This window comes from Mycobacterium sp. BMJ-28 (assembly GCF_054404835.1).
Genome location: NZ_CM136783.1, coordinates 4,070,872 through 4,090,595 on the forward strand (window position 1 = coordinate 4,070,872; position 19,724 = coordinate 4,090,595).

At 68.4% G+C, this 19,724-nt stretch carries 19 protein-coding genes and 1 pseudogene; 8 read left to right on the top strand and 12 right to left on the bottom strand.

Going from position 1 to position 19,724, the window contains the following annotated elements:
• Positions 1 to 7: 7 nt before the first annotated feature.
• Positions 8 to 577: a hypothetical protein gene (locus tag ACXPWS_RS20225; RefSeq protein ID WP_458708365.1), complete on the bottom strand. Its 570-nt coding sequence runs from the start codon at positions 575 to 577 to the stop codon at positions 8 to 10.
• 81 nt (positions 578 to 658) lie between these two features.
• Here ACXPWS_RS20225 and ACXPWS_RS20230 point away from each other — a divergent pair, with 81 nt between their 5' ends.
• Together ACXPWS_RS20230 and ACXPWS_RS20235 are read left to right on the top strand one after the other, a co-directional pair.
• Positions 659 to 1,363: a DUF427 domain-containing protein gene (locus ACXPWS_RS20230; protein WP_458708366.1), complete on the top strand. Its 705-nt coding sequence runs from the start codon at positions 659 to 661 to the stop codon at positions 1,361 to 1,363.
• A 31-nt stretch (positions 1,364 to 1,394) separates the two neighbouring features.
• Entirely contained in the window at positions 1,395 to 1,877 is a 483-nt protein-coding gene (locus ACXPWS_RS20235; protein WP_458708367.1) for an SRPBCC family protein, read from the top strand.
• Here the strand turns inward: ACXPWS_RS20235 and ACXPWS_RS20240 are convergent.
• The 7 genes from ACXPWS_RS20240 to ACXPWS_RS20270 are packed head-to-tail and all read right to left on the bottom strand — an operon-like array spanning position 1,854 to position 8,602.
• Positions 1,854 to 2,756 carry an alpha/beta hydrolase gene (locus ACXPWS_RS20240; RefSeq protein ID WP_458708368.1) on the bottom strand — a complete coding sequence of 301 codons (903 nt, stop codon included), beginning with the start codon at positions 2,754 to 2,756 and terminating at the stop codon, positions 1,854 to 1,856. The genes ACXPWS_RS20235 and ACXPWS_RS20240 overlap by 24 nt on opposite strands.
• Positions 2,756 to 4,213: a flavin-containing monooxygenase gene (locus tag ACXPWS_RS20245; protein WP_458708369.1), complete on the bottom strand. Its 1,458-nt coding sequence runs from the start codon at positions 4,211 to 4,213 to the stop codon at positions 2,756 to 2,758. The genes ACXPWS_RS20240 and ACXPWS_RS20245 overlap by 1 nt, the downstream gene beginning before the upstream one ends.
• A 5-nt stretch (positions 4,214 to 4,218) precedes the next feature.
• Positions 4,219 to 4,947, bottom strand: coding sequence for an SDR family NAD(P)-dependent oxidoreductase (locus ACXPWS_RS20250; protein ID WP_458708370.1), 729 nt, complete (start codon positions 4,945 to 4,947; stop codon positions 4,219 to 4,221).
• A complete protein-coding gene (locus ACXPWS_RS20255) occupies positions 4,944 to 5,726 on the bottom strand; it encodes an HpcH/HpaI aldolase family protein (RefSeq protein WP_458708371.1) in 783 nt (260 codons plus the stop codon). The genes ACXPWS_RS20250 and ACXPWS_RS20255 overlap by 4 nt, the downstream gene beginning before the upstream one ends.
• Positions 5,723 to 6,685 (bottom strand): zinc-binding dehydrogenase, encoded by a 963-nt coding sequence (locus ACXPWS_RS20260; RefSeq protein ID WP_458708372.1) that lies wholly within the window; start codon positions 6,683 to 6,685, stop codon positions 5,723 to 5,725. Before ACXPWS_RS20260 ends, ACXPWS_RS20255 begins: the two co-directional genes overlap by 4 nt.
• Before the next feature lies 1 nt (position 6,686).
• Complete coding sequence (locus tag ACXPWS_RS20265; RefSeq protein WP_458708373.1) at positions 6,687 to 7,901, bottom strand: cytochrome P450; 1,215 nt, start codon at positions 7,899 to 7,901, stop codon at positions 6,687 to 6,689.
• Positions 7,898 to 8,602, bottom strand: a complete 705-nt coding sequence (locus tag ACXPWS_RS20270) for an NIPSNAP family protein (RefSeq protein ID WP_458708374.1) — start codon at positions 8,600 to 8,602, stop codon at positions 7,898 to 7,900. Before ACXPWS_RS20270 ends, ACXPWS_RS20265 begins: the two co-directional genes overlap by 4 nt.
• Before the next feature lie 67 nt (positions 8,603 to 8,669).
• On the opposite strand from ACXPWS_RS20270, the gene ACXPWS_RS20275 reads away from it, so the two are divergent.
• On the top strand, positions 8,670 to 9,479 hold the full coding sequence (locus tag ACXPWS_RS20275) for an SMP-30/gluconolactonase/LRE family protein (protein WP_458708375.1): 810 nt from the start codon (positions 8,670 to 8,672) through the stop codon (positions 9,477 to 9,479).
• Positions 9,480 to 9,487: 8 nt separating this feature from the next.
• On the top strand, positions 9,488 to 10,309 hold the full coding sequence (locus tag ACXPWS_RS20280; RefSeq protein WP_458708376.1) for a thioesterase family protein: 822 nt from the start codon (positions 9,488 to 9,490) through the stop codon (positions 10,307 to 10,309).
• On the opposite strand, the gene ACXPWS_RS20285 is transcribed toward ACXPWS_RS20280, so the two are convergent.
• Entirely contained in the window at positions 10,306 to 10,491 is a 186-nt protein-coding gene (locus ACXPWS_RS20285; protein WP_458708377.1) for a ferredoxin, read from the bottom strand. The two genes, ACXPWS_RS20280 and ACXPWS_RS20285, sit on opposite strands and share 4 nt — an antisense overlap.
• A 14-nt stretch (positions 10,492 to 10,505) precedes the next feature.
• Positions 10,506 to 11,762 (bottom strand): cytochrome P450, encoded by a 1,257-nt coding sequence (locus ACXPWS_RS20290; RefSeq protein WP_458708378.1) that lies wholly within the window; start codon positions 11,760 to 11,762, stop codon positions 10,506 to 10,508.
• Between the two features lie 86 nt (positions 11,763 to 11,848).
• On the opposite strand from ACXPWS_RS20290, the gene ACXPWS_RS20295 reads away from it, so the two are divergent.
• Together ACXPWS_RS20295 and ACXPWS_RS20300 are read left to right on the top strand one after the other, a co-directional pair.
• A complete protein-coding gene (locus tag ACXPWS_RS20295; protein ID WP_458708379.1) occupies positions 11,849 to 12,394 on the top strand; it encodes a TetR/AcrR family transcriptional regulator in 546 nt (181 codons plus the stop codon).
• A 9-nt stretch (positions 12,395 to 12,403) separates the two neighbouring features.
• Complete coding sequence (locus ACXPWS_RS20300) at positions 12,404 to 14,599, top strand: glycoside hydrolase family 3 C-terminal domain-containing protein (RefSeq protein ID WP_458708380.1); 2,196 nt, start codon at positions 12,404 to 12,406, stop codon at positions 14,597 to 14,599.
• On the opposite strand, the pseudogene ACXPWS_RS20305 reads toward ACXPWS_RS20300, so the two are convergent.
• A pseudogene (locus tag ACXPWS_RS20305) lies at positions 14,596 to 15,772 on the bottom strand (CaiB/BaiF CoA transferase family protein). The gene ACXPWS_RS20300 and the pseudogene ACXPWS_RS20305 sit on opposite strands and share 4 nt — an antisense overlap.
• Before the next feature lie 43 nt (positions 15,773 to 15,815).
• Here ACXPWS_RS20305 and ACXPWS_RS20310 point away from each other — a divergent pair.
• Positions 15,816 to 16,937 (top strand): phosphotransferase, encoded by a 1,122-nt coding sequence (locus ACXPWS_RS20310; RefSeq protein ID WP_458708381.1) that lies wholly within the window; start codon positions 15,816 to 15,818, stop codon positions 16,935 to 16,937.
• Between the two features lie 25 nt (positions 16,938 to 16,962).
• Positions 16,963 to 17,511, top strand: coding sequence for a TetR/AcrR family transcriptional regulator (locus ACXPWS_RS20315; protein WP_458708382.1), 549 nt, complete (start codon positions 16,963 to 16,965; stop codon positions 17,509 to 17,511).
• A gap of 3 nt (positions 17,512 to 17,514) precedes the next feature.
• On the opposite strand, the gene ACXPWS_RS20320 is transcribed toward ACXPWS_RS20315, so the two are convergent.
• Entirely contained in the window at positions 17,515 to 19,698 is a 2,184-nt protein-coding gene (locus tag ACXPWS_RS20320; protein ID WP_458708383.1) for a molybdopterin-dependent oxidoreductase, read from the bottom strand.
• Positions 19,699 to 19,724: the final 26 nt, after the last annotated feature.

Consider the following 19,724-nt stretch of genomic DNA (forward strand, 5'->3'; position numbering starts at 1 on the left):
ACTAAAGCTAGCCAGCCGATATCAGGTCGGGACCGTCCAGCGGGTACCACGGGGCGCAGCTGTGGAAGTGTTCGGTGCCGGCCACCGACCCCGACCCAACGCAGGCCGCCAGCAGGGCCTGGGTCTTGAACGCGCGCGCCGCCGGGCTGAGCGGATACCGGACGTCGGTGACCGGTCCGGCCTGCCGGTGCCCGTCGGCGTCGCCCCACAGGGTCACCTCCGCGCTGCCGCGTTCCAGCGCACGCAACACCGAGCGCCGCAGCCGCATATCGGTGGCGAACAGGTGCGCCGAAACCGCCAGCGCCGGAGCGCCCACCAGATCCTCGAATCCGGCTGCGGCGGTGCAGGTGCGGACGCCGAGGATGTCCAGGGCGCGATTGTCGGCGTCCCGCGGCAGCACCACGGTGACCTTCCAGCCGGCCCGGACCCGGTCGCACATCCAGCCACCGGCGTGGCGCACCGCGTCCTGCGAATCCTGGGCGAACACCGTCAGCTCATAGGACAGCAGCGTCGTCGCGGAGGCGCGCACGCCCACTCCGCGGTCGATCTCGAAGTGAAATGGCTGGGCCCTGGGCATTCGAGGCATGCCAACAGCGTGACATTTTCATCGCTTTCTGTAAAGCTCTGTGGGTGACAGCGCCGAACCACGGGAGTAGCCATGAGCCTGTACGCCGGACGCGGCCCGTTGGGCAGGGACCCGGCTGGATGGGCCCATCCCCCGCTGCCGGACGGTGCGGTGTTCATCGAGCCGCACCCGCGCAGGGTGCAGGCTTTGGTCAACGGCCGCAGCGTCATTGACACCGAGAATGCGCTCCTGGTGCACCGCCGCGATCAGCCGCTGCGGTACGCATTCCCGGCGGCCGAGGTCGCCGGTCTGCCCACCGAAGCGGTGCCCGAGCATCCGGATTACGTGCACGTCCCCTGGGACGGGGTCGACACCTGGTTGGAGGAGGGCCGCACCCTGGTGCACTACCCACCCAACCCCTATCACCGGGTGGATTGCCGGCCCGGCCATCGCGGCCTTCGGGTCAGCGTGGCCGGCACCGTGCTGGTGGATACCACCGACACCGTCGCACTGTTCGAGACCGCGCTGGCCCCGCGGCTCTACGTCGATCCCGCGCTGGTGCACACCGAGCTGCTGGCCCGTTCGGCCACCACCAGCTATTGCAACTACAAGGGATACGCCACCTACTGGTCGGCCCACATCGACGAGGTGACCGTCGCCGATATCGCCTGGAGCTACGACGACCCACTGCCGGAGTCCACCCCGATCCGCGGGATGCTGAGTTTCGACGAGACCCGCACCGAGGTGCTGGCCGAGCTGCCCGCGGGCTCGGCAGCCGACTGCGGCTGCCACGCCTGACCTACCCCCGACCGACGAAAGAGGTGCGCCCATGGGCATCGTGACCACCAGCTCGGAGACCTTGTTGCACCATTGCGCGGAAACCGTGTACGACTTCGTCACCAACCCGGCCAATTGGACCAAGACGTACCCGAACGCCCCGCGGATCAGCGGACTGCCCGGCACCGGGGTGCTCGAAGTCGGTGACACCTGGCAGGAATCGCATCCGCACGCCGACCGCACCTTCACCTGGCAGCTGGCGATCGCCACCAGGGCGCGAATGTGGGTCTTCAGTTCGGTGGGCCGGCTGTCGCAGGACAGCGCCGGCGAGACGGGATTCGACGGCCGGATGACCATCGAGTATCACTTCAGCCGCCCCGGAGCCGACCTCACCTTGTTCAAGCGCACCATGACCATCGAGGCCTATCGGGACGCCCCGATGTCCGACGGCTTCTTCCGGATCGTCAATCCGGCGCATATCGACGCTTATCACGCCGCCGTCGCGCGGGAGTTAGCCGTACAGGGCGCGGCGTAGCGCCGCCGCCTGCATCGCGACAAGTTGCGCGCTGGTCTCCCAGTCCGGGGCGAGGGAATCGAAGCCGTGACACGTCCCCGCGAACACATGCAACTCGGTCGACACACCGGCCCACATCAGCCGCAGGGCGTAGTCGACGGCCTCGTCGCGCAGTGGGTCCAACTCCGAGCAGGTGATCAAGGCGGGCGCCAGCCCGACCAGTTCGTCGCGGCGGCCCGGCGCTGCACCGGCGGGCACCGGCTCGCCGGCCAGGTAATGCCGCCACATCAATGCCGCTGCCGGACCGTCGAATCCGGGTGTGGTGTCGAACTCGTCCTTGGACGGGGTGTGCCGGTTGTCCAGCACCGGCTGGTGCAACAGCTGGAACACCAGCGGTGCCACCGTGCCGTCGGCGGCCCATTGCGCCAGCCGGGCCGCGAGAGATCCGCCGGCGCTGCTGCCCGCCACCGCGACCCGGCTGCCGTCGATGCCGAGGGCTGCGCCGTGCTCGACCACCCAATCCAGTGCGGCGACGGCGTCGTCGAGGGCGGCCGGGTACGGATGTTCCGGGGACAGCCGGTAATCCACCGAGACGACGGTGACCGAGGCGCGGCGCGCCCATTCGACGCACTGGCGGTGTTCGGTGTCCAGATTGCCCAGCACGAACGCTCCGCTGTGGAAATACAGCACCACGGGCGCGCCGGCGCGGTAGATCCGCAGTGGGATGGTTCCCGCGAATTCCTCGGTGATCTGCACGCCGGAGGTGTCCACGCCGCGGGCCGAATCCCGGCGCCGCGCATCCAGGGACGCCCGCGCCCGGGATAGCGCCTCGCTGGACAGATCCGTCCGCAATGCGGCCAGGTGGCGCAGCCCCGGGTCGAGACGGCCGGCGATATCCATCAGCGCGGGCCGTCGAACGAGTACGGCGCGGCGTCGAACCGCCGGGTCATTCTCCAGAATGCCCTGGCACTGCGGGGCCACTGCGTGACCACCCGGCCGTTGGGGGCGCGGAAGTAGCTGTTGCACCTGGTCAGCCAGACCGTGCCCTGCATCCAGCCGTCGACCTGGCGCACGAACTCGTCCATCGCCTGCGGCCGCACCGCCACGTAGTTCTTGCGCCTGCGCCGCAGGTGGCGCAGGGCGGCCACGATATAGCGCGCCTGGGCCTCCAGCATGAAGATGACACTGTTGGACCCGACGTTGGTGTTGGGGCCGTACAACATGAAGAAGTTCGGGAAGCCGGGCACGGCCATGCCCAGATACGCGTAGGCACCGTCACTCCAGGTGTCCCGCAGGGTTTTTCCGTCTTCGCCGGTGACCTCGATCTGGCCGAGGTAGTCCGCGGCGGCGTACCCGGTGGCGCACACCACGACGTCGACGTCGAGTTCGCGGCCGTCCGCGGTGACCAGTGATCGCGACCGCAGCGAAGTGGCAGGGCCCGCAACGACTTCGACATTGGGCCGGGTGAGGGTGGGGACGAAATCGGAGGAGAACACCAGTCGTTTGCAGCCGAGCGGATGATCCGGGGTGAGCCGGCGGCGCAGATCTTCGTCGGCCACGGTGCTTTCCAGCAGGTTCAGCGCAAGCGCCCGGAACTCCTGGGTCTTGTCGCTGCCATCCTCGATCACCGAGATATTGGCCTCGCTGCGCAGCCACAGCCGGGTCCGGTAGATCTTCTTGGCCAGTGGTATGTGCCGGAACACCCACCGTTCCCGCGCGGTGTAGGGCCGGTCGGGTTTGGGCAGGATCCAGGTGGCCGAGCGCTGCACCGAGTACACCTTGTCGGCCACCTTGGCCAGCTCCGGAACCACTTGCGAAGCGGTGGATCCGGTGCCCAGCACCGCGACCCGGGCGCCGTCGAGGGCCACGTTGTGATCCCACCGCGCGGTGTGCATGACAGTGCCGGTGAAGGGTTCTTCCTCGGTCAGCGCGGGCATCAACGGCTGGGTGAACAGCCCGATCGCCGATACCACCACATCGAAGGTGTGTTGTTCGCCGGTGGCGGTGGTCACCGTCCAGGCCGAGATACCGGGATTCCAGGTGGCCGAGACGATTTCGGTGCCCAGCCGCAGGTGCGGCTCGAGACGGTGGCGCCGCGCGCATTCTTCGAAGTAGGCCAGGATCTCCGACTGCCCGGACCACAGTCGCGACCAGTCCGGATTCAGCTCGAAGGAGAACGAGTACAGGTGTGACTTCACATCGCAGGCCAGCCCGGGATAGGTGTTGATCCGCCAGGTACCGCCGACGCCGTCCTCCCGGTCGAAGATGGTGAAGTTCTCGAATCCCGCTTTACGCAAGAAGATTCCCAGCGCTAGTCCGCCGGGTCCCGCACCGATGATGCCGATCGAGAGAGTCATCGACCTCAGCCGATCTTCAGGATCTGGCCGCCGTCGACGACGAGTTCGGAGCCGGTGATGAACGAGGCCTGGGCCGACACCAGGAATGCGACCGCGTCGGCGATCTCCGCGGCGGTTCCCAGCCTGCCGTGGGCCGCCAGCCGCTCCTGAGTGCGGTCGTCGAGCATCGGGGTGGCCACCGGGCCGGGAAAGACCGCATTGACCCGGATGCCGGATGGCGCGAGTTCGACGGCGGTGGCCTGGGTGAGGCCACGCAGCGCCCACTTGGCCGATCCGTAGGCGGTGTGATGCGGAAACGGCCGGATGGCACTGGTGCTGCAGGTGTTGACGATCGACGCGCCCATCGTGCTTCCGCCTGCTTTGAGCGCCGCCAGCGCGGCCTGGATGCCCAGGAACGGACCCAGGCAGTTCACCCGCCAACTGCCCTCGAAACCCTCGGCGGTCTCCTCGGTCAACGCCGCCCGGTGCAGCACACCGGCGTTGTTTACCAGTGTCGTCAACATGCCGAAACGCTCGACGGCCGTCGCCACCGCTGCCGCCCACTGCGGCTCGGACGTGACATCCAGCGCGACGCTGATCACCGCGTCACCGAATTGCGCCGTACTGGACCGCAGTTCGTCGGCGAGGACGTCGCAGGCCACGATGCGGAATCCGGCTGCGTGCAGGCGCGCGACGATGGCCGCGCCCTGGCCGCGGGCCGCCCCGGTCACCAGCGCCACCGGTGTCGCGGTCATGCATATCCTCCTGGCTGTTCGGTGGGGTGTTCGCCGTCGCGCGCATCGGCCAGATGCGCTGCCGCGCCGCGGCGCAGGGCCTGTGATTCCGAGGCCAGGGTGATCATCCGGAAACCCAGCTGTGCCATGGCTTTTCCGCGTGCGCCCGTTCCGGCGTGCACGCCGGTGATCAGGCCGGCCGCGGCGGCGCCCCGCTGGATGGCGGTGATCGCCGCCGTCACCTCGGGGTGGGTCCACATCTGCGCCGGGCCGACCCCCATCGAGATGGCCAGGTCGGCGGGCCCGACGTAGACACCCGTGACACCGGGCACGGCGCAGATGTCGCCCAGGGCCGCCACCCCGCGTGCCGTCTCGATCATCACGTAGACGCCGGCTCGCGCTTGCAGCACGGCGGTGTCGTGGCCGAGGCCGGCGCGCAGCGGCCCGAAACTGCGCACCCCGGCCGGCGCATAGCGGGTGGCGGCCACGGCGGCCGCGGCCTGCTCGGGCGACTCCACCATCGCGATGATCACGGCGTCGGCACCGGCGTCCAGCACCCGGCCGATCGGCGCCGGGTCCGCCGAGGGCAGCCGCACCGCGGTCGCGATGGGCACGTGTTCGAGCCGGCGCAGCAGCAGGGCGATGTCGGCGTCGTCCAGATAGCCGTGCTGGGCGTCGAATCCGACGTAGTCGTAGCCGGCGTCGGCGAATTCTTCCGGGCCCGCGATGGTGGGTCCCACCACCCAGCCGCCCCAGAGGTGATCGTGGGCTGCCAAGGCGTCCTGGAGTCTGGAATTCATGGCACGATCGCGATCTTCACCCGCGTCGGCTCCGGCCTGCAGGCCAGCTCGAACGCGGCCTGCACATCGTCGACGGCGAACGTGTGGGTGAGGTAGGCCGGTAGCAGGTCTGGGTGCTCGCGAGCGAACGCGTCGGCCTCGGCAAGTACGCGCCGGCGATCCAGCGTCACACCGGATTTCAGGGTGAGATTGTTGCGCAACATGGTCCGCATGCTGATCGGGTAGCTGTCGTCGTCGGGGACGCCGAAATAGAACACCGTGCCCCCGAATCCGACCGCCTGCACCGCGTGACCGAGGGTGGCCACCTGATGGCCGACCGCTTCGATGACGATATCGGGCCGGGCGGCGGGGTCCAGATGCCGGACCCACCGGTCACTGGTGGCCCGCACCATGGTGTCGACCCCGAACGGTGCGGCCAGCCCGGACCTGTCGACGGGGTCCACCCCGGTGACGTGTGCGGCGCCGAAGGCCTTGGCCACATAGCAGAACAGCAGCCCGATCGAACCCTGCCCGATCACCGCGACGCGTTTGCCGCTGAGATCGCCGAGTTGCTCGGCGGCATACAGCACGCAGGCCAGCGGCTGTAGCCCGATTGCGTGTTGCGGTGCCAGAGCCGGGTCATAGCAGGCCAATCCGTCGCCGTCGGCGACCACCTGCGCCATCAGTCCGTCGAATCCCGAAGCCCAGCCCACCACCCGGTCGCCCGGTTGGTGCGCCGGGTGCGCGCTGGCCAGCACCTCCCCGACGATTTCGTGGACCGGAAATCCGTCCATCTCGGCGGCACGGCATCCGGTGTCGCCGGGCAGCTTGCCCTGGGTGCCCCGGAAGCCGGGCAGGTCGCTGCCGCAGATTCCGGCGGCCAGGAACCGCAACAGCACCTGGCCGGTCCCCGGGGCCGCGGGTTCCGGGAGGTCGATCCGTTCGAACGTATAGGGCGCGACAAGTCGGTATCCCCACATGTCAGCCCACCTCCACCGGAATGTTGTTCCAGCCCCATTGAAAGCTGGATGGCGGACGCAGGGCGGCATCTTCGAGAATCCGGTATTCACCGACTCTGTTGAGCCATTCGGTCACCATGATGCCGATCTCGAGGCGGGCCAGATGCACCCCGAGGCAGAAGTGCATGCCACGCCCGAACGCCAGGATCCGCTCGATCGGGCGATCCCATTGGAAGACATCGGGATCGTGGTACTCGCGATCGTCCCTGGCCGCCGAGGCCAGCAGGGTGATGATGCGCTGTCCGGGGTTGATGGTGGTGCCTGCCACGGTGTACGGCTTGCGCACGGTGCGGGCGAACCACTGCGCCGGTGCGCAATAACGGATCATCTCCTCCCGGGCTCGGTGCACGTTGGCTGCCGGGTCGGCGCGCACCGCGGCCAGCTGTTCGGGACGGCGGTGCAGTTCCCACAGCCCGTGCGCAACGATCTTGGGCACGGTCTCGGTGCCACCGATGAAGACGCCGAGCATCTGCACGGCGGCTTCCATGTCGCTGAACGCGGAACCATCGGGTAGCCGGTGATTGAGCAGCGCGTCGGCGATCGCCAGCGGTTCGCCGCGCCCGGCTCGCCGGGCCGCCACCACAGGTGTCAGGTACTCCAGGTAGCCGGGCCGTGCGGTGGCCACCTCGACCCCACTGCCGGGTTGGGCCAGGCTGCCGGCGTTCACCGTGGCGAGCACGTCGGCGGCCAGTTCGGTTGGCAGGCCGAGGAGTTCGCATACCACCGACGCCGCGACGATCCCGCCGTAGTCCTGGGTGAGGTCGAAGGTGCCCAGCGGCAGCAGCGCGTCGAGGCGTTCGTTGGCCAGCGTCCGGATCCGGTCGGCCAGGCCGCTGACGGCGCGTGGGCGCAACGGTGCCGACGTGCAGCGCCGCACCTGTTCATACAGCGGGGTGTCGAAGTTGGCGTGGAACGGCATCGGATGCAGCGCCGGGTCGGGCACCGGGCCGTCGTTGTGTTTCGTCAGAACCGTTGCCGCGGGCAGGGTTCCCTCCGATGCGACGAAGGTGCCGTCGTTGACGGCGAGCACGTCCCAGATATCGGCGAACCGGGACAGCGCATAGGTGTCCCACTCCGGCAGGTAGTACACCGGGTGTTCGTCGCGCAGCACCCGGTAGTACGGCAACGGGTCTGCCATCACTGCCGGATCGAACGGGTCGTAACTGAATTCGGTCATTGCAGTGGAGACGGTGGCAGGGCCGCGAGGATCGAATCCTCCCACCCGTCGCGCAATGCCGGGGCCACGCTCATCCAGGTGACGATCTCGGCGGGCGGGTGTTCGGTCCAGGACGGGTAGTGGTTGTCGAAGCAGTCCCAGTCACCGTCGAGTGCCCAGTAGTGGATCACCTCGTTGAACCGGAACGTGGTGGTGAACGAACCGAGCCAGCGCTTGCCCGTGCTCTCCGACCACGGCACGTACAGCCGTTCCAACTCCCGGATGTAGTCGTCCTGCTTGCCGGGCTTGGTCTGCATGATCTCCTGAATCACCAGTCCCGCAGTGAAATCCGCCTCGGTGAGCTCGGCGAGGGTCCTGTTGGAGGGGCCCGGGTACATGATTCGGCCCTCCCCCCGGGCACCGATACCGGCCAGATACCGCGACCACGTGGTGGCCGCACCGTGCTGACTGCCGCCGCGGGCCTGCTCACGGCCGATCCGGGCGTAGTCGGCGAAGGCGTCGATCTCCCAGATGACGGTCACCTGCGGCCAATTACCGTTGTACGGCGTCGTTTCCCAGAGGGCGAACAGTCGCGCATCCAGCTCCGACATCATCGGGTGATACACGTCGTTGAATCGGTCGGTGAACTCGTCACTGCGTCCCGACCCGAGGTTGATCGTCTCGTGGAGGTACAACAGCGTGTCGCCGTGATGTTTGCGCACTCAGCGAGCGTGACATTTGAGACGTGTTTTGTAAAGGTCCGGTGTGATGGTCGGCTATCGTGACCACATGACGGTGCAACCGCTGGCCAACGGATTCTGCTTCGGCGAAGGTGCTCGCTGGTTCGAGGGTCTGGTGTGGTTCTCCGACATGCTCGGCGAAGCGGTGCACACCGTCACCCTCGCCGGTGAGATGTCGACACTCCCGCTGCCCGGGCACGCCCCGTCCGGACTGGGTTTTGCGCCCGACGGCACCCTGCTGATCGCCTCCACGCAAGCCCGCCAGGTTCTGCACTACGACGGCGAATCCGTCTCCGCGCTAGCCGATCTCAGCGCAATCGTGCCCGCCGAACTCGGCGATATGGTGGTCGACGAGCATGGGCGGGCGTACGTCGGCTCCCAAGCCCGCACCGGTGGCGTGATCGTGCGACTGGACCCCGACCGCAGCGCCCGGGTGGTCGCGGGTGATCTCGATTTCCCCAACGGCATGGTCATCACGCCGGACGGGACCACCATGATCGTGGCCGAGTCGACGGGCAGGCGGCTGTCGGCCTTCACCATCGACGAGGACGGCGGACTGGGCGACCGGAGGGTGTTCGCCGACGGGCTGGACGGACCACCCGACGGGCTCGCGGTGGACGCCGACGGAGGCGTCTGGGTGGCCATGACACTCGCGCATCAGTTCCAGCGCGTCACCGCAGCGGGAGTCACCGACCGGATCGACATGGAGGGGCGCACCGCGATCGCGTGTGCACTGGGCGGCCCGGAGAATCGCACGCTGTTCCTACTGTCGTCCACCGATGCCTATCCGCGGAAGCTTCGCGGTACCAGGCTGTCCCGCCTGGACGCGATCATGGTCGACGTCCCGGCCCCGGAATGAGAGAGCAGATGTCGGACTGTTACTACGAACTGATCGACGCCGATGATGCCACCGGCGAGAGATTCCGGGCCACCGATATGGTGCGTGGCACCTGGTCGGCCCAGTTTCAGCACGGGGCGCCACCGTCGGCACTACTGGTCCGAGCGTTGGAACGCTGCGACCGGCGCGACGACACCCGGCTGAGCCGGGTCCTCGTCGATCTGCTGGGACCCGTTCCCGCCGAAGGGGATCTGTGGGTGCGTGCGCAACGCGAACGGGCGGGCAAGCAGATCGAGTTGATCACAGCGGAGATGCTGGCCGCCGCACCCGACGGCACCGTCCGCCCGGTGGTGCGGGCCAGTGGGTGGCGGCTGCAGCGGGAGGACACCACCGAGGCCGTGCATGCGTCGGCCGCGCCGCTGCGTCCGCTGGCGCAGGCCCGCAGCCGGGACATGGCCAAGGACTGGGCGCCCAACTATGTGCACAGCATCGACTGGCGCTGGCTCACCGACCCGCTGGCCGCCGGTCCCGGCGAATCGTGGCTCAGCCCGACGGTGGACCTGGTGGCCGGCGAGTCCATGACCGCGCTGCAGCGCCTGTTCGCGGTGGCCGACGATGCCAACGGGATCGGCAACAAGCTCGATATCCGTAAATGGACGTTCCTCAACACCGATCTGGCGGTGCATGTGCACCGGATACCCGACGGTCCGTGGATCGGCATCCGGGCCGAGACCAACTACGGTCCGGACGGGATCGGCACCACGCTGGGCACGCTCTTCGACGAGCAGGGCGCGATCGGGGCCATCCAACAGTCGGTGCTGGTGCGCCGCAGGCCGCCGCGCACGTCCTAGTCGACGGCCCGCAGCGCGGCCGCCGGGCACTGGATGACGGCCTGGCGCAGCAGCCCGTCATCGGCGGCGCCGCTGTCATGGATGACGACGCTGCCCTCGTCGGTCACTTCGAACACATCCTCGGCCAGGGATTCGCAGATCCCGTGCCCGGTGCACTTGCCCAGGTCGACTTCGACATGCATGCGTCACTCCTTGGTCAACGGACGTGGGCCGGCACGCGCTTCACGCCGTGCACGAATGAGCTGTACAACAGGTCGGGCTCGCCGAACTCGATGGTCTTACACCGGGTCAGCAACTCGCGGAACAGGTTTCGCAGTTCGGTCTTGGCCAGCTGGTTGCCCAGGCAGAAATGCGGTCCGCCGGCACCGAATCCGACGTGCGGGTTGGGTGAACGGCTCAGATCGAATGTCTCCGGCGCGTCGAACACCGACTCGTCCCGGTTCGCCGAACAGTAGAACAGGCCCACCTTGTCCCCCGCGCTGATCAGCTGACCGGCCAGTTCCACGTCCTCGGTGGCGAACCGGGCGAACTGCATCACCGGCGTGGCCCAGCGCACGAACTCCTCGACCGCGGTGCCGATCCGGCCGTCGAAATCCGCCAGCAGCCAGTCCCGCTGCTGCGGGTGGGCGGCCAGCGCCATCATCGCATGGGTGGTGGTCTGCTTGGTGGTGTCGTTACCCGCCGACGCGAGCAGGATCAGGAACGCCCCGATCTGTTCGTCGGTCAGCCGGTGACCGTCCACCTCGGCGTTCACGATGCTCGTCATCAGGTCGTCGCCCGGATTGGCGCGACGGAACTTCGCCAGCTCGATACCGGTGTTGGAGATCAACATGATTTCGTTGATGGTCGCCATCGCGCGTTCTTCCAGACTGGAGAACTCGTCGTCGCTCATGCTGAAGAGCTTCTCGGCGGCCTTCGCCAAGGCGGGTTGATCGGCGCTGGGCACCCCGAGCATGTCGGAGATGGTTCGCATCGGCAGTCGTGCCGAACAGGCTTCGACGAAATCGACATCGCCCACCCCGACCAGGTCGTCCACCACGGCGACCGCGTTGCGGTGGATCTGTTCCTCGATCTGGCGGACGTGGCGCGGGGTGAAGGCCGAGCTGATCAGCTTGCGGTACACCGTGTGTTCGGGTGGATCCATCATCAGGAAGAAGGTGGCGAACTTCTGCACCTCGGCGGGCATCGGGTCCAGCGCCACCCCGCGCGCGGAGGTGAACAGCTCGGGATGCTGACTGGCGAACTGGATGTCGGCCCGCCGGGTCAGTGCCCAGAACCCCGGCTCGGAGATGTCGAACAGGGTGGACAACGGCTGGTGCCAGCTGAGGCCGTCGGCCGCCCGCAGCCGGGCGAACGTCTGGTCCCGCTCGGCAAACGGCTGATTCCAGAATTCGTGTGACGTGATGTCGAACGAACTGTATTCGCGCGCCTGCGGGTTGCTGGCAACGGTCACGGGGCGTTCCCTCCTCAGGGTTCGCGACGGCGATGTCGCGACCGATTCAGCGTGACAGTTCAGCAATAGTTTGTAAAGCTGTGGGGATGCCGGACCCAGTTGCCGCCGAGGCGGCGGCCAGCACGCGCGAACGCATCCTCACCGCAACCGCCGAGGTGCTGGGCAATTACGGCATGACCAAGCTCAGCTTGTCGGAGGTCGCCACGCAGGCAGGCGTGTCGCGTCCGACGCTGTATCGGTGGTTCGCCTCCAAACAGCAGTTGCTGGACGCGTTCGTGGTCTGGGAACGCGGGCATTACGAGCGGGCCGTCGCGGCGGTCGCGGCCCGGCTGCCCGCCGCCGAGCGTCTCGATGCCGCCCTGCAGATCATCGTCGAATACCAGCAGTCCTATCCGGGCCTGCGGATGGTCGACATCGAGCCCGAGCACGTGATCGCGCGGCTGGCACAGTTCATCCCGCTGATGCGCGAACGGCTCGAACGCCTCTCGGAGGGGCCGGACGCCGCCGTGGCTGCAGCCACCGCGGTCCGGGTGGCGGTATCGCATTACCTGGTGCGCAGTGATGACGGGGCGGACTTCCTCGCACAGTTGCGGCACTCGGCGAGGGTGAGGACGCACAGCAGCCGTCGGTAGCCTGGGTCCATGGTCGATATCGGTGCACTCGATGTGTCACAACAGGCCGCGCTCGGCAGTGGCGCCACCTTCTGGACCACCAAGGCGATCGGGGATGTTCCGGCGATCGTGCTCACCGACGGCCCGCACGGCGTGCGCAGGCAATCCGGCACTGGCGCCGACCATTTGGGTATCGGCGAGAGTGTGCCGGCGACCTGTTTTCCGCCCGCGGTGGGCTTGGCCCAGACCTGGGATCCTGAGCTGGTCGAGCGGATCGGTGTCGCGCTGGGTGACGAAAGCCGGGCGCTGGGCGTCAACGTCCTGCTCGGACCGGGCATCAACATCAAGCGGGACCCCCGCTGCGGGCGCAACTTCGAGTACTTCTCCGAGGATCCGTTGCTCTCCGGCGCACTCGGGGCGGCCTGGGTCCGCGGCGTCCAGGGTCGCGGCGTGGCCGCCTCGGTGAAACACTTTGCCGCCAACAATGCCGAATTCGACCGGATGCGAGCGAGTTCCGATGTCGACGAACGGACGCTGCGCGAAATCTACCTACGGGCCTTCGAATACGTGGTGCGCCGGGCCGCTCCGTGGTCGGTGATGTGTTCCTACAACCGCATCAACGGGGTGTACGCGGCGGAGAACCACTGGCTGCTCACCGACGTGCTACGCGGAGAGTGGGGCTTCGACGGTGTGGTGGTCAGCGACTGGGGCGCGGTGCGCGACCGCGTCGCGGCGGTGGCCGCCGGCCTCGATCTGGAGATGCCGGGCAGCGGCGGGGTGACCGACCGGGATGTCGTCGCGGCCGTCGGGCGGGGTGAACTGGCGCAGGACATGATCGCCCGCGCCGCGGCACGGGTGGCCACATTGGCCGCGCGCACCCTGAAAAGTGACGGCACCGCAACGGAATTCGATGAGGATGCCCATCACCGGCTGGCCCGGGAGGCCGCGGGCCGCGCGGTGGTGCTGCTCAAGAACGACGGCGGCCTGCTTCCGCTGCAGCCGGGCCGGATAGCGGTGATCGGCGGTTTCGCCCGCGAACCCCGCTACCAGGGCGGCGGCAGCTCACATGTGAACCCGACCCGGCTGGACATCGCGCTGGACGAGATCCGCCGGCTGGCCGGGGATCACGAGGTGTCGTATTCCGATGACGCGACCCAGGCCGCGTCATCGGATGTGGCGGTGCTGTTCCTCGGCCTCACGGCCGAAGACGAATCCGAAGGATTCGACCGGCCACATATCGAGCTGCCGGGCGCGCATCTGCAACTTCTGCGCGAGGTGGTGCGGGTACAGCCCCGCACCGTGGTGGTGCTCTCGCACGGCGGCGTCGTGCGATTGGACGAGGTGGCAGCCCTGGCACCGGCGATCCTGGACGGCGCCCTGCTGGGCCAGGCCGGCGGCGGCGGTATCGCCGATGTGCTGTTCGGCGTGTGCAATCCGTCCGGTCGGCTCGCCGAGACGGTGCCGGTGCGGCTGCAGGACACCCCCGCCTACCTGAACTTCCCGTCCGAGCGCGGTCACACCACCTACGGCGAGCGAATCTTCGTCGGCTACCGCTGGTATGACGCCCGTGAGCTGCCGGTCACCTATCCGTTCGGGCATGGCTTGTCCTACACCACGTTCGACTACCGCGGCGTGGAGGTCGCCGAACACGGCGACGGATTGACCGTTGCCGTCACCGTGGCCAACACCGGTGCCCGGCGGGGCAGGGAGGTGGTGCAGGTCTATGCCGGCAGGACGGATTCCCGCGTGGACCGGGCGCCGCGCTGGCTGGCCGGTTTCGGGTCGGTGACCCTGGACCCCGGGGACGACGCCGTCGTCGAGATACCGGTGTCCGCACACGATCTCGCCTACTGGGCCGGCCGTTGGGTGGTCGAGGGCGGCCGGTACACGCTGTGGGCCGGTGCGTCCAGCCGGGATCTGCGGCTGCACACCACCGTGACGCTGGCCGGTGACGAGGTGCCTGAACCCTTCACCGGTGAGTCCGCCCTGGGAGAGGTGCTGGCCGATCCGGCCGCGGCGGCGGTCCTCGCGGCGGCGGTCACCGACATGCCGGGGGCGGGCGGTGGCGCACCGAGCGCCGAGATGCTCGCCATCATCGCGTCCATCCCGCTGGACCGGCTGGTGACCTTCAGTGGGGGCGCACTGACCCGGGAGCGGCTGAACGCCCTGCTGGTCGAGGTCAACGCGCAGCACGATGGACAGGACGAGCGAAGCGACGGAATCTAGGTGGCTCGGGCCTTCAGTTCGGCCAAGATCCTCGGTGTGCTCGCCGAGCCTGGGCGCGACGGCCCGCGGCGCCCAGGGCGTCGCCGAGAAATCGGCCGGGGTCGCCACCATCGGGACACTCGAATCACCTTCGGGCACATCGACGATACCCCCGGCGGCATGGAACTGTTCGTCGGCCAGGACGTCGTCGAGCGTGTTGATCGGCGACCAGAAGAAGTCCGGCTCGGCGGCGAAAACCTGCGCCCAGTCGTCCAACGGGCGCGTCGCGAAGATCTGGTCCAGTGCGGCGATCAGTTCGCGCGCGTGGATGAAGCGGGCCCCGGCGGTTGCGAATTCGGGGTCGGTCAGCCAGTCCGTGCGGTTCACCGCACGGCACAGCGCCGGCCAGTGCCGCTCCCCCTGCAGCCCGACGATCCAGAACCGACGCCCGTCACCGGCGGCGTAGTTGTTCATACACGGATTGCCCATCGACTCGCGCTGACCGATCGCCACCTGCTGGCCGGTCAGCAGCATCGTGTTGAGGTCGAAGGACACCGTGTAGGCGCCTTGGCGGTACAGCGAGGTGCTCACCAGCTGCCCTTCGCCGGTTCGGTTGCGGGCCAGCAGGGCCGCACACACCGCGGCGGCCAGCGTCATCCCCGCCGAATGGTCGCCCATCCCGCCGCGCTGAAACGGCGGGGTATCGCCGGGCCTGGTGAGCAGATCGGCCAGCCCGGCGCGGGCCCAGAATGCCGCCACGTCGTAGGCGGCACGGTCGGCATCGGGCCCCTTGGTGCCGTACCCGGTGATCAGTCCGTACACCAGCCGCGGGTTGAGCTCGGCCACCGATTCATGGTCCAAGCCGAGCCGGTGCAATGCCGCCGGGCGCAGGTTGGTCACGAAAACATCTGCGCCCGAGAGCAACTCGAACGCGGTGTCGCGTCCGGCCACGGTGCCCAGGTCCAGCACGATGCTGCGTTTGGAGCGGTTGTCCATCTCGAACGGTGGATTCGCACCCACGCCGAGTTCGGGGTCCAGGCCCATCATTGCGCCGAAGGTGCGGGCGGGATCACCGGCGGGCGGTTCGATCTTGATCACGTCGGCGCCCCAGTCGGCCAGAATGGCACCCGTGGCCGGCGCGGCCACCCAGACGCCGAGCTCCACCACGGTGAATCCGTCCATCGGCCCCGCCATGACGCCCCTTTACAATCAGGTCGACCTTTGTAAACATCGACGAATGTCCTTGCTGCCCCGGCGCGATTGGCCCGTCCTCGGCTTGACCGCGCACCTGGGCCGCGGTGTGCAACGTATCGCAACCGACGCCGCCGTCGGGCGGATGCGCACACTCCCCCGGCATATCCGCGATCTGGATGCGCCGTTCCTGTCCCGGCTACTCGGGCGCAGCGTCGAATCCGTGACGGTGATCGGCGGTGACGCGGGCACCTCCGCACGCGCCCGGCTCGCCCTGACCGGCGCCGACCTCCCCTCGACGGTGTTCGTCAAGATGCCTGCCGAGACCGCGGCGACCAGGTTGATGGGCGAGCTCGGCCGGCTCGCGGACACCGAGGTGCGCTTCTACCGCGAGCTCGCCCCGCGCCTACGCGACGTGCCCGGATGCCACGGTGGCACCTTCGACGCCCTGACCGGACGTTTCGTCCTGGTGCTGGAGGATCTGGCGGTCGACCGGTGTGAATTCCCCGACACCCTGAATCCCCTCAGTGCCGACCAGGCTGCCCAGATCGTCGAATTGCTGGCCCATGTGCACGCGACGTTCTGGGAGCGGCTGGACCCACACCCCTGGGTGTACTCCGCCTCCGGGGACACCACCTCACTGCTGACCGGTTCGCTGGCCAACGCCGCGGCCCGCCGGCTGGCCGGGCGCACCACCGTGGCGCTGCAGAACGGTCGCTTCATCAACGACAACTACCGCGCCGTCGCGCAGCTGATCGACAGGCCCCCGCACACCGTCATGCACGGGGACGCCCACCCCGGAAACGTCTACTTCCGCAACGGAAGAGCCGGCCTGCTCGACTGGCAGGCGGTGCGCCGCGGCCATCCGTCCCGGGAGCTGTCCTACACGTTGATCACCGGCATGACCACCGCCGACCGGATCGAGCATCAGCGCGACCTGCTCGAGGTGTACCGGCGCGCGCTGGCGGCGGGCGGCGGGCCCGACCTCGACGGTGACGAGTTGTGGTCCCGGTACCGCCAGGCCGCGCTGTACGCCTACATCGCCACCCTCATCACGGCCGGGATGGGCGGCATGCAGGACGACACCATCGCCTTGGCCGGATTGGGCCGGGCGGTCGCGGCGCTGGAAGATCTCGACACGGTCAAGACACTGAAGGCGAATTTGTAATGCTCCAGCAACTACCATCAGGGATGTGAACAAGCCGTTGACCGCCGACGCCGGTGAGGACACCTCGACGCGACGACGGATTCTGGTGGCCACGGCAGAGGTACTCGGACGCAGCGGCCAGACCAAGCTCAGCCTGTCCGAGGTGGCGCTGCAGGCCGGGGTGTCCCGGCCCACGCTGTACCGGTGGTTCGCCTCCAAGGAAGAGCTGCTGGGCGCCTTCGGCGAATACGAGCGTGAGATGTTCGACACCGGCATGAGCCGGGCCACCTCCGGATTGCGTGGCACCGAGAAGCTCGACGCCGCACTGCGATTCATCGTGGAATACCAGCAGTCCTACTCAGGTGTGCGGGTGGTCGACATCGAGCCCGAGGTCGTGATCGCACAGCTGTCCCACGTGATTCCGGTCATGCGTGCCAGGCTGCTCAAGCTGATGCCCGGGGCCGGTGGGCCGGTGCGCGCGGCCACCGCCATCCGGGTCGCCATCTCGCACTACATCGTGCGCAGCGATGACGAAGGCCAGTTCCTGGCCCAGCTGCGGCACGCGGTGGGTATCCGCCAGCCCGACGCCGACTGACGCCTACACGCTCTCCAGCCGGACGGCCACCCCGTTGAGGACGGCCATCCCGGCCAATGCCTCCAGGTCCTCGGGCCGGTTGGAGGTCAGTTCGTTGACGTTGGCCCCCGGCGTGGCGTTGGCCAGCTGCCAGCCACCGCCGCGATGGCCCCAGCCCTGCGGGATCGCGACGGTGCCCACCGCCATCTCGTCGGTGATGAGCACACCGGTCTCGATCTTGCCGTGCTCGGACACGATGCGGACCTGGCCGCCGTCCTGCAGGCCTGCCGCGGCCGCATCGGCAGGATGGATCCGGGTGCGCTGCCTGCGGTCGCCCTTCATCAGGGTGGGACTGTTGTGCATCCACGAGTTCTGCGAGCGCATCTCCCGAATACCGATGGCCAGCAACGGGAAACGCGGGTCGTCGGGATGATTGTGGCCCAGCCGGGCGATCTCGTCGGCGATCTCCGGCGAATCCAGATGCACCTTGGCATCGGCGTGGCGCACCACGTCGGCCAAGATCCCGGTGGGCGCGTGCTCGGCCAGCACGATGCCATGCGGGTGGGCACGCAGCCGTTCCAGATTGAGCCCGGCACGCCGCAATCCGAACAGATCGCCGTGCGGACCGGTGCGCAACAGCAGTTCCATCAGCCGGCGTGGGGTCATCCGCCCGATTCCGCGCCGGTCCAGCCAGGCCAGCACCCGGTTGAACCGCAGCAGCGGTCCGGTGGCGAACAGGGCCATCCCCATCCGCCGGGCGATCTCGGAGTACACCTCCCACTCGGGACGGGCCTGCCCATACGGTTCCAGCACGGGTTCACATGACTGCACGAACAAGGTCGGCGAGCACGCCGCGAACGCGATCGGCAGATCATCGCGTTCCAGCATGGTGGTGGCGGGTAACACGTAGTGCGCCAACCGGTTCGTCTCGTTGACGTAGAGGTCGAAGGAGACGAACAGTTCGAGACGGCGCAGCGCCGACTCCAGCGCGGCACTGTTGGGTACCGACAGCACCGGGTTACCCGCCACGACGAACAGCGCGCGCAGCTGTCCCTCACCGTCGGTGGTGATCTCGTCGGCCATCAACGCCGCCGGGAAGGTGCCGAGAACGTCGGGGAAGTCACCGATACGCGAGCGCGTCTTGCCGTAGCTGAAGCTCCCGACCCGCTCACCCATCTCCTCCAGCGGGATCACCGAGTGCGACATCAAGGTGCCGCCGGGCCGGTCCAGATTCCCGGTCACCGTGGTGAGCGCGTCCAGCAGGTAGCTCACCAGGGTGCCGTGCCTGCCCAGGCAGACACCCGTCCGCCCATAGGCGGTCGCACTGGGTGCGGTGGCGAAATCACGGGCCAGGGTGCGGACCACGCCCGCATCCAGGCCGGTGCGGCCGGCGGTCACCTCCGGCGGGAACGGGGCGCACCATGCCCGTAGGGTGTCCGCGCCGCGGGCCTGGCGGCCGGTGTCGGTGGCCAGCCCCTCCTCGAAGATCACCTGCAGCAGCGACAGCAGCAGCCAGGCGTCCGAATCCGGCCGCACCGCGAGGTGCTCGTAATGGCGGGCGGTCTCGGTGCGGCGCGGGTCGATCACCACCACCCGGCCACCGCGGCCGACGATGGCGGCCAGATCATCCTTGATGCGGGGCGCTCGGACCGCACTGCCATGCGAGACAAGCGGATTCGCGCCCAGCATCAACAGGAAGTGGGTGCGCGGCAGATCCGGGAACGGCAGCTGGCTGGCCGCTCCGTACAGCAGCTTGCTGGCCACGAAGCGGCTGTTGATGTCCTGGGACCCGGCCGAGTACAGGTGCCGCGAGCCGATACGGGCCATGAAGATCCCCGACCACACGCTGGAGGCGTAGCCGAAAGCCGCTGGGTTTCCGAAGTACTGCCCGACCGATGCCCCGCCGCTCTCAGCCACGATCTCGGCCAGCCGTGCGGCGATATCGTCGATCGCGGTGTCCCAGCTGACTTCTTCGAAGGTCCCGTCGTCGCGGCGGCGCAGCGGATGCAGCACCCTGTCCGGATCGTTCTGCACGTCGGTGAAGGCGATTCCCTTGGGGCACGCGCGACCGCGGGACAACGGGTGGTCCTGATCCGGGCGCAGCGACGCCAGCCGGCCGTCGGACACCGTGGCGATCAGGCCGCACATCGGTTCGCAGATGCGACAGTAGGTGACCTTCTGCTGATCCGTCCCGGGGCTCGCCGCCATGGCGAAATCGTGACACTCAGCGGCCA

Coding starts and splice junctions, on each gene's coding strand:
- ACXPWS_RS20275 (WP_458708375.1), top strand. CDS start 8,670: ATGACGGTGCAACCGCTGGCCAACGGATTCTGCTTCGGCGAAGGTGCT.
- ACXPWS_RS20235 (WP_458708367.1), top strand. CDS start 1,395: ATGGGCATCGTGACCACCAGCTCGGAGACCTTGTTGCACCATTGCGCG.
- ACXPWS_RS20285 (WP_458708377.1), bottom strand. CDS start 10,491: ATGCATGTCGAAGTCGACCTGGGCAAGTGCACCGGGCACGGGATCTGC.
- ACXPWS_RS20295 (WP_458708379.1), top strand. CDS start 11,849: ATGCCGGACCCAGTTGCCGCCGAGGCGGCGGCCAGCACGCGCGAACGC.
- ACXPWS_RS20225 (WP_458708365.1), bottom strand. CDS start 577: ATGCCCAGGGCCCAGCCATTTCACTTCGAGATCGACCGCGGAGTGGGC.
- ACXPWS_RS20250 (WP_458708370.1), bottom strand. CDS start 4,947: ATGACCGCGACACCGGTGGCGCTGGTGACCGGGGCGGCCCGCGGCCAG.
- ACXPWS_RS20255 (WP_458708371.1), bottom strand. CDS start 5,726: ATGAATTCCAGACTCCAGGACGCCTTGGCAGCCCACGATCACCTCTGG.
- ACXPWS_RS20230 (WP_458708366.1), top strand. CDS start 659: ATGAGCCTGTACGCCGGACGCGGCCCGTTGGGCAGGGACCCGGCTGGA.
- ACXPWS_RS20320 (WP_458708383.1), bottom strand. CDS start 19,698: ATGGCGGCGAGCCCCGGGACGGATCAGCAGAAGGTCACCTACTGTCGC.
- ACXPWS_RS20245 (WP_458708369.1), bottom strand. CDS start 4,213: ATGACTCTCTCGATCGGCATCATCGGTGCGGGACCCGGCGGACTAGCG.
- ACXPWS_RS20300 (WP_458708380.1), top strand. CDS start 12,404: ATGGTCGATATCGGTGCACTCGATGTGTCACAACAGGCCGCGCTCGGC.
- ACXPWS_RS20260 (WP_458708372.1), bottom strand. CDS start 6,685: ATGTGGGGATACCGACTTGTCGCGCCCTATACGTTCGAACGGATCGAC.
- ACXPWS_RS20265 (WP_458708373.1), bottom strand. CDS start 7,901: ATGACCGAATTCAGTTACGACCCGTTCGATCCGGCAGTGATGGCAGAC.
- ACXPWS_RS20240 (WP_458708368.1), bottom strand. CDS start 2,756: ATGGATATCGCCGGCCGTCTCGACCCGGGGCTGCGCCACCTGGCCGCA.
- ACXPWS_RS20280 (WP_458708376.1), top strand. CDS start 9,488: ATGTCGGACTGTTACTACGAACTGATCGACGCCGATGATGCCACCGGC.
- ACXPWS_RS20310 (WP_458708381.1), top strand. CDS start 15,816: ATGTCCTTGCTGCCCCGGCGCGATTGGCCCGTCCTCGGCTTGACCGCG.